The following is a 9,121-nucleotide window of genomic DNA, read 5'->3' as shown; positions in this document are numbered from 1 at the left end:
CTGGTTTGCTTGGTACCTCTGGTTGTGTTGGTTTTTCTGGAGCTGGCTCCTCTTTTGGAGTTGCTTGAAGCTCATTGATAGATGCCAAAGCTGCTTGCAAGGCCTTATCTACTGCATCCTGAGTCTTAGCTTCTTGGATAGTTGCAAGAGCTTGTTCTCCAAGTTCAACGAGTTTTTCCTGAGCAGCTACATCATCGGCAAGTTCTGTTGCTTTTTTCTCGATAGCTTCAGTCAAATCTGCAATTGCCTTATGGTAGTCAACTTTAGACTCTTCTGGTTTTGATGGTTCCTCTGGCTGTGCTGGTTCTTCTGGAGCTGGCTCCTCTTTTGGAGTTGCTTGAAGCTCATTGATAGATGCCAAAGCTGCTTGCAAGGCCTTATCTACTGCATCCTGAGTCTTAGCTTCTTGGATGGCTGTCAAGGCTTGCTCTGTTAATGCAACTAGCTTCTTCTTAGCTTCCTTGTCATCACCGAGCTCAGCTGTTTTTCTTTCAATCGCTTCGGTCAGACTTGCCATAGCCTTGTCATAGTTTGGCTCTTCTGGCTGTTTTGGTTCTTCTGGAGCCGGCTCCTCTTTCGGAGTCGCCTGAAGACTGTTAATAGATGCCAAAGCTGCTTGCAAGGCCTTATCTACCGCATCCTGAGTCTTAGCTTCTTGGATGGCTGCCAAGGCTTGCTCTGTTAGTGCGACTAGCTTCTTCTTAGCTTCCTTGTCATCACCGAGTTCAGCTGTTTTTCTTTCAATCGCTTCGGTCAGACTTGCCATAGCCTTGTCATAGTTTGGTTCTTCTGGCTGATCTGGTGTTGGCGTATCATCTGCACCGTAATTTCCCTCCTTATCAAGGATCGTTTGCAAAGCTGTTGCTGTTTTCAGAACTTCTTGTGCATCGGCATCACTTGCTGAAAGTTGCTCAGATAATTTGTCCAAGTTTGACTTAAAGGCTTGACGTGCCTCTGGAGTATTCTTCAAGCTTGTCTGGTCAAACTTAACCAACTCATCCTTCCAGCTCTTCATGGCTTGGATTAACTCTGCTTTGGTATAAAGAGCACTATCTTCACCATGAGTGATGAACTGGTCAACTTGGATACCAATATTTCTCGTAGTATCATTACGTTTTGGATCCAATTGCAAGGTTACAGCATGCCAACCTTCTTCGAGTCCAGTCAAACGAACGAGAGTCTGACCACCTTGACGGGTAGTAGCTGTACCACTGAAGTATTTCTTACCATTGTATTCAGACGCATTCCCTAAGCCATCTTGATACTCAAGTTCTTTACCATCTAGAGTAACCTTGTAGATACCATGTCCAGGATCAACAAAACCTTTGATTTCAAGACCTGTTCCGTAGAAGTAGGCTGTTACACTAGCATTTTTCTTTTGCTCGTCATTCAATCGACCGAATGATGCCCAAGACTCAGTGTTTTGGTATTTACCTGATGAATTGGTTTCATGGTGCCAACCTGGGCTATAGTCAAGCTGAGTTGCTTGATCGTCATAGCTTGTCTGGTCTTTTTGGAGTAGTTCTGCCTTCATCACTTGAATCGTAGCTTCTGAAGCAAAACCAAGGAGGGCATTATCAGAAACGCTAGTCATTTTCACTTTGAAGTCAAAGATTGAATCAGCTTGCTCTGTAAAGTCAATCGTTGGAATCGTGATTGTTTTCTCAGTTTCACCATCTTGAAAAGTCAAGTCAGCTGTTGTGTCCTTGTACACTTTACCATGAACCCCTGTTCCTGGTTCTGTTACAACATGGACTGTTGCTGTTCCTTTGCTACCACCAACACGCTTAATGGTTACAGTAACCGGTTGACCTTTTTGAACTTCATAAGTTGTTTCTTTCATCTCAAACATACCTTTGCCGGCATTGTTAAGAGTGTAGATACCTTCAGTCGCAATAGGTTTACCAGTCTTGTTAACAAGTTTGATGGTATGTTCACCTGGAGCCAAATCATCTGTTTCATAAACCATCTGGCTACGTTTACGAGATGCATTATTGGTTTGCACGTCTGCAACCTTCTGACCATCTACGTAAACTGACATTTCACCGTGGTTTGGATCCACTGTAGATACTACATATGCTTTTGTTCCAGTGAAGCGGTAGGTTACACTTGCATCTTTTTGGTTTGTCCACATAGATGTTCCGCGGATACCTTCAGATTCGTCATACCAAGTTGTATTTTCTTTATCAGCTGTTGTATTTGAATGGTAATCCAATCCTAGAGGGTAGCCGTCTGTTTTCTCAATACTGCTTGGTGTCTTATAAACAGAGAAGTTTGTCAAAATAGGTGTCGCTTGTGCACCAGTAATGGTCACGCGAATTTTTTGTGCTTCTACTGGTTGACCTTGGATAAGGCGACGATAACCAACAGTTGACCCTTCACCGTATGGTACCCAACGTCCATTGAGCTCAACTTCAACCTTGAAGCCAGAGATACGTTGACCTTTAGCGATATCTTCTTTGAGTTCGACTACGTCAAAGCGTCTCTTTTGACCAAGATCGACAGTGAATTCACCTGTCTTAGCATCATTTGCTAGTGCCCAGCTCGTATCATCCTTACCATCTGTTAGGTGGCTTGCTTGATACAAGTGATTCTTACGAGTAGAGCTTGCAGTAACTGTTGCACCCTTAGCGAAGTCAGTCGCATACATTTGATCCAATGTTGCTCGGAATTCTTGCAAGCGAGCGACGTCTGCTTCTGCGAATTTACCTTCTTTATTAGGTGGAATATTGAGTAGAAGTGGCGTTCCACGACCAACAGACTTGAAGTAAATATCCATCAAATCTTTGATTGATTTTGGTTGTTGATTGTCATGGTAGAACCAACCTGAACGGATGGAAACGTCTGCTTCACCGACTGAGTACATATCTCCTTCTGGATCCCCATGATTGAGATAATCATTCTTCACATCGTCGGTGATTTTAGCTTTCTTGACTTTATGCCAAACTGGATCTCCAGCGATCCCACGTTCATTACCAATCCAACGTACGCTTGTCGGTTGAGCAGAGAAGATAGCGATATCCCCTTCAGCTTTCTTGATGTACTCGAACCACTTGTCAAAGGTATAGGTTACTTTTTGAGCTCCGCTACCACGAGCACCGTCCATCCATACTTCGATGAATTTACCATTATTTCCGTATTTAGGATTGCCAAGGATTTCCTTGAGTTGGTTAAGGTAGTATTCGTTGTACTCTTTTTCAGTATTCACGTGATAGTTTGGATTATTTGCATCCCATGGTGATAGGTACACACCCATATTCATGTCATACTTAGTTGCTGATTTTGAGATTTCTTCAAGAAGGTCACCCTTACCATTTTTCCATGGACTAGCAGCTACGGTATGTTTTGTATATTGAGAAGGATAGATTACAAATCCGTCATGGTGTTTGACAACCATGATTGTTCGTTTGAATCCAGCGTCCTTCAATGTCTTAATCCACTGGTCTGTATCAAGGTTAGTCGGGTTAAAGTTTTGAGGATTTTCTCTACCGTTACCCCACTCAGAGTTAGTATAGGTATTCATACCATAGTGGATGAAGGCAGCCAATTCTTCCTTGTGGTAGTCCAACTGAGCCTTGCTTGGAAGTGGACCGTAAGCAGCAATTTCAGTTTCTTCATCTTTTGGATCAACCACTGGAGTTACAGGAGTTGCTGGTTTTGGATCTTCAATCTTTTCGTATTCAAAAATAACTTCATTCACCCCTTTATGCTTGATAGTTGCTTCTTGACTTGCATTGACTGCACGATAACCTGCAATTTCTTTAGCTTGGAATTTATGAACAAAGGAAACATCGTATTCTTTACCTTCGTTATTGTCCACATCTGCAGTCGTCAACTCTTTATCAGAGTCTTTCAAGCGATAGTGAACCTCAAAGGAACCTTTGTTAACTTTATAGACTACTTTAATGACACGAGTTCCTGCGGGAGCCTTGCTCACAACACTATGATCCTCATCCCAAGCGTCTTTCAATTGTTTATTGACTGGAGAATCACCAATTGAAACAATCTCATATTTTTCTTTATTCTTCTTGTAGAAATCTGTTTTTTCAATTTCCGATTTGTAGTTATAATTGAATTGTGCTCCAACTTCTGCCCTGTCTACAAAAGTATCGTTTTCTTTGACTGGGTTATCATTTTGGTCCACATGTTCGATAACTACACGACCATAGTCAACACCTTCAACTAGGGTAGCAAGTCCACTATTATCAAAGGCATACTTGTTTCCACCGATGACAGCTGTGGTATTTCTGAGTAATTGTCCTTTTGAATCAAAGTAATAGCGATTATCGTTGTCACCTTGATACCAGCCTTCTTTGACACCGTATTTTTCAATGATGCCTTTAGCCCAAGCTAGTTGTTCTGGAGACAAGACCAAACCTCCTCCGAAACGATCTTTTTCAGCAATGTTCATATTGTCAACAGTACCACGTTGGTGAATTCCGATGACTTTGCCATCACCGTTGATAATACCGCCACCAGAAAGGCCTGATACAGAAGTCAAACGATAGGTAACACCTACTGTTCCCTTATCATCATATTTTTCAGTACCTTTAACAACACCGTCAGCCTTATACAACTGTCCTGGAACAATCGGCTCCTTCAATTCTGGTGAGCTTGAATCTGTAGGATAACCAATGGTACTAACAGGTTCTCCAGCTTTGTATTCCCGATGCTCTGCCAGAGGAGTGAAGGTTGCGGCCTTATTTGGACTAGCGATTTGAAGTGGAACAGGTGCTACGACCAAGGCTAGGTCATTCTTGTAACCTTCACCAAACTTATCTTTATTCCAAAAATGGATATCCTTTTCCTTGAAAATAACCGTCTTACCTGAGTTTGGCAAAGATCTTACCCTTGGACTATTTGAACCGACATTGTAGTAGAATTTAGCAGTATCACCACCACGGATAGATCCCGCATTGGTATCCGCATCCTTGACTAAGAAGTTGTGTGCTACTGTCAAGATAATATTTGGTGCAACAAAGATACCAGAGCCAGAATTGAGATAATCCTGCTTCCCACCATTTGCAAGTGGAGAGCTAAAAATGCTATAAACCATAGTCGCAGATGTAGCTGGTTGTCCTTCATAGTCAATATGTTTGAGATCCTGACCACCATTGATAATGGCTCTATTTTCTTTCTCTCCTCCAGTTGCACTTGCTTCTTCAGCTTTTAGAATACTCTTAGTTTCTACTTTCGGGCTATCCTTTTCTGATACAATAGCTGAAGTATCAATTTTTTTCACTGGCGTATCAGGATAAGCACGGTCAGGAATTTCTTCTGGAAGTAAATCTCCAGCCTCTTCAGTAGTTTTAGCCTCTTCTGTTACTTTTTCTGTAGCAGGAGCTGCTTGTTTAGCAACTTCTTCATTAACAGGACTCACTACTTCTTTAGTTTCCTTAACTGCTTCCGCTTTTTCTTTATCAACATCGATTACTTCTTTTGCTTGACCTTCTACTTCCAGTTTTGGCTCTGTCACAACTTCGTTAGCGGCAACATTTCCAGATGCAAAAAAAGCCAGTCCAACTGCCACAGAGGCTACACCAACCGTTAGTTTACGAATACTAAATATACGACTTCTTTCAAAAAAATACTGTTTCATCAAATTCTCCTAATGAACAAAAGCAGTCAGCTACTGCAAGAGCCCAGTTTCTCTGGCGACAATTTTATTTCTCAGTACCTACTTTAAAACTCTTCTTCCTCCCACTCTTATCTTCTGTTTAAATTCATTTTAGAAATCGCTTACATTTTTTCTGAATAAAAAAATGACTTGATTTTACAAACGCTTTTTCGAGATTTCTCAGTATAATAAATATACTATATTATTCCAAGAAATGCAAGGGCTTCCAAAGTTTTATTAAAGTTTTACCTAACTTTTTTCCTGCCAAAAAAACCTAAATTGGCAAAGCCAATTTAGGACTGTTTGGTTCTGAAATGATAATATGCTCCGAGCATACCAGCAGTATTCTGATGGTGGGCAAATTCAAGTCGAGTCTTGTCTGCCAAACTTTGAACAAGCGAATCTTTCAAAGCCTTACGGATTTTTGGTTTCAAAATTGCTTCTTGCCCCATAATGCCACCACCAAGGATGACAACTTCTGGATTGGCAACATAACAAATATTTGCGAGACCCTTACCAAGGTAATCCACCATACGGTCAATCCCCTCCATGCAGAGTTTATTGCCTTCGGTAGCTTCTTTGAAAATTCTGCGACCGTTCCACTGTTCCACTTCATCTCCATGTGCGTCTGCTACATACTTAACAAGAGCTGTCGTAGACGCTAAATCCTGGAAAGCTCCATCTTGCATGTGCAGATAACCAACCTCACAGGCAGAATTACTAAAGCCATGGAAAACTTGGCCATCAATGATTAAGCAACCACCGATACCCGTCCCAATTGTCAAACAAAGGGTAATACTTGCACCCTTTCCTGAACCAGAGACAGCTTCAGCAAGGCCTGCACAGTTAACATCATTTTCAATTTCACAAGGAATATTAAAGCTAGCTTCAATTTCCTTTTTAAATTGGGTTCCAGCATAATTTGGAATCTGTGGACCAGCATAGAAAATTTCACCCTTATCAGGATCAACCATTCCCGCTGAGGAAATAGCCACACCTGCTACTGGACCTTTTTCGAGATAGCTAGCTACAATGTCTTTTGTTTTTTGTAAAATGTGTGGACCACCCTTATGTGCCTCAGTTGCTACTTCGTGAGACTCTACCAGTTGTCCATCTTGGTCAATCAAACCATATTTGATATTAGTTCCACCAATATCAATTGCAACGTAATTAGTCATAAAGCCTCCTATTGATTAGAGGAAACGCTCCTTAGTTTCACGAATCAATTGAGCAGCTGCTTCAACAACTGGACGATCTTCTTCGGTCACTGGTGTAAGTGGAGAACGAACTGATCCGATATTAAGTCCTTCATTGATTTTCAAGACTTCTTTGATAACACCGTACATGTTTCCATGTGCAGCAGTCAATTTACCAATGATAGCATTGATTGCATATTGCAATTCACGCGCTGTTTCTAGGTCTTTATCTGCAATCAATTGGTTGAGTTTCAAGAAGAGTTCTGGCATAGCACCATAAGTACCACCGATACCAGCTTTAGCACCCATGAGACGACCACCAAGGAATTGTTCATCTGGACCATTAAAGACGATATGATCTTCGCCACCAAGACTAACAAAAGTTTGGATATCTTGAACTGGCATTGAAGAGTTTTTAACACCAATCACACGTGGGTTCTTCAACATTTCTGTGTAAAGACTTGGAGTCAAAGCAACTCCTGCCAATTGAGGAATGTTATAGATAACATAGTCTGTATTTGGTGCTGCTGCACTGATGTCGTTCCAGTATTTTGCAACTGAGTATTCAGGTAAGCGGAAATAAATTGGTGGGATTGTTGCAATAGCATCTACTCCCAAGCTTTCAGCATGGCGAGCAAGCTCGATACTGTCTTTGGTATTGTTACAAGCTACGTGAGCAATGATGGTCAATTTGCCTTTAGCAACAGCCATGACTTCTTCCAAAATCAATTTGCGGTCTTCTACGCTTTGGTAGATACATTCACCTGAAGAACCGTTGACATAAAGCCCTTGAACACCTTTATCAATGAAGTATTGCACCAAGGCACGAGTACGTTCTGGGCTAACTTCACCTGCATCATCATAACATGCGTAGAAGGCAGGAATGACACCTTCATATTTTTTTAAATCTGACATAGATTTCTCCTAAGATTTCTTTTTTCTGCTTTGAGCAGTTGATTTTTTACAATTTTAGTATACACCTTGTGAAAAGCGCTTTCAATACATCTCAGCCACTTAGATTTTAATTTCTATTCATCTCCCATAGCTTTTCTTGTTTGAAAGTAGTTTCATATCATTTTCAATCTGCCTGATATTTAGCAAACAATTTTTCCATTAATCCGGCTTGGCAAAAGGCAAGTAGACCAAAGCCAAAGAGTAGAAATGCTGAACCACCAAGCACTAGAGTAAAGCCTGATAGATAGAGAAGCATAATGATTAATAAAATAATCGCAAGCATCAAGAAGAACCACACGAAGTTAAAACTTACCAAAAGTAAGCTCTTTTGGAGCACTTCTTTCCAAGTTAATTCATAGCGTGCAGCAATTGGATAGCTAGCTAACATAACTAGTGTTAAAAATATCAGAATTCCCAAACAAATAGCTTTAATGAGTTGAAAGGCAACTCCAGTTTGACTCCAAAATAGTGATAAGTCAACCACACTGATCAAAAAGATTCCTAATTCCAGCAAACCTAACTGAAAACCTAATTTCAAATTTTGCTTAAAGGCTCTAATATAAATTTTGAAAACAGGAATACGACGGCTGCGCTTCACTTCAAAGATTGTCTGATAGAGACTGATTTTAGCTACTCCAATAGTCACAATAGGCAAACAAGACACAACAAAGAGTAGGTTAACCGTCACAATATCTAAAACCTTCTCGCAAAAACGCATCAGAAAGTTATCCGTATCAAATGCCGCTTTTATCAATCCAGATCCTTTATGTGCCATTGTTTGCTCCTCCTAACTGACTAATCGATTAAAATTTTAAATAAATATTTGCGAACTTTATCTTCCATACCTGCATAACCGTTAGGCTGGTGAGGTTCTCCTGGGAAGAAAACTGCAAAATTGTGATATCCCAACAAAAGTGGGTATTGTTCGTGACAATGAACAAAGCCAATATCACTGGCTTCATCAAAGGCTACAGCCTCATCTTTGATGCGAGAACCGTAGCTAGAATACTCATGTCCTTCAACTAACAAATGCAAATCTGCATAGTTTTTATGATGCTCAAAGCGATCATTTTCTTCTTTGTTGAGAACATTTTCCTGTACAACTAGAAAGACCTTATCCCCATTAATATCGTATTTACCTAATTCAAAAGTATCCTTACGATGCTCATAGAGATAATCTATAGCTTTGTCCAGATTTGGGTGAATTCCCTTGTAAAAGCTAATGTTTTTTAAATCATCAAAAATCATAGTAATTTCCTTTACTTCTGATGCTTATTTCCAATTTGATTTATCTTTTTTACCATTTCCCTTAAATAGTGCGGACGGAAGGTAAAATTATCCAGTGGATGATTTT

The 9,121-nt window shown here is 40.5% G+C and carries 5 protein-coding genes; all 5 read right to left on the bottom strand.

The genetic code is table 11. The annotated features are described in order from the left end of the window. A partial coding sequence (locus tag NMM19_RS04415; protein WP_254730143.1) for an alpha-L-fucosidase occupies positions 1 to 5,599 on the bottom strand: 5,599 nt, incomplete at its 3' end. A 311-nt stretch (positions 5,600 to 5,910) separates the two neighbouring features. Beyond that, positions 5,911 to 6,795, bottom strand: coding sequence for an ROK family protein (locus tag NMM19_RS04410; protein ID WP_254730140.1), 885 nt, complete (start codon positions 6,793 to 6,795; stop codon positions 5,911 to 5,913). Between the two features lie 15 nt (positions 6,796 to 6,810). Further along, positions 6,811 to 7,728: a dihydrodipicolinate synthase family protein gene (locus NMM19_RS04405; protein WP_254730137.1), complete on the bottom strand. Its 918-nt coding sequence runs from the start codon at positions 7,726 to 7,728 to the stop codon at positions 6,811 to 6,813. 163 nt (positions 7,729 to 7,891) lie between these two features. Next, positions 7,892 to 8,542, bottom strand: coding sequence for a YesL family protein (locus NMM19_RS04400; protein ID WP_254730134.1), 651 nt, complete (start codon positions 8,540 to 8,542; stop codon positions 7,892 to 7,894). A gap of 20 nt (positions 8,543 to 8,562) precedes the next feature. Continuing rightward, the gene (locus NMM19_RS04395; RefSeq protein ID WP_225750010.1) at positions 8,563 to 9,015 is read right to left on the bottom strand and encodes a YhcH/YjgK/YiaL family protein; all 453 of its coding nucleotides are present in this window, start codon (positions 9,013 to 9,015) and stop codon (positions 8,563 to 8,565) included. Positions 9,016 to 9,121 lie beyond the last annotated feature (106 nt).

The organism is Streptococcus sp. CF8_St5-17, from assembly GCF_024295665.1.
Classification (GTDB): Bacteria; Bacillota; Bacilli; order Lactobacillales; family Streptococcaceae; genus Streptococcus.
Note: the sequence above shows the minus strand (reverse complement) of the source record. Positions and strands in the feature narration are given on the sequence as shown.

Coding starts and splice junctions, on each gene's coding strand:
- NMM19_RS04410 (WP_254730140.1), bottom strand. CDS start 6,795: ATGACTAATTACGTTGCAATTGATATTGGTGGAACTAATATCAAATAT.
- NMM19_RS04405 (WP_254730137.1), bottom strand. CDS start 7,728: ATGTCAGATTTAAAAAAATATGAAGGTGTCATTCCTGCCTTCTACGCA.
- NMM19_RS04400 (WP_254730134.1), bottom strand. CDS start 8,542: ATGGCACATAAAGGATCTGGATTGATAAAAGCGGCATTTGATACGGAT.
- NMM19_RS04395 (WP_225750010.1), bottom strand. CDS start 9,015: ATGATTTTTGATGATTTAAAAAACATTAGCTTTTACAAGGGAATTCAC.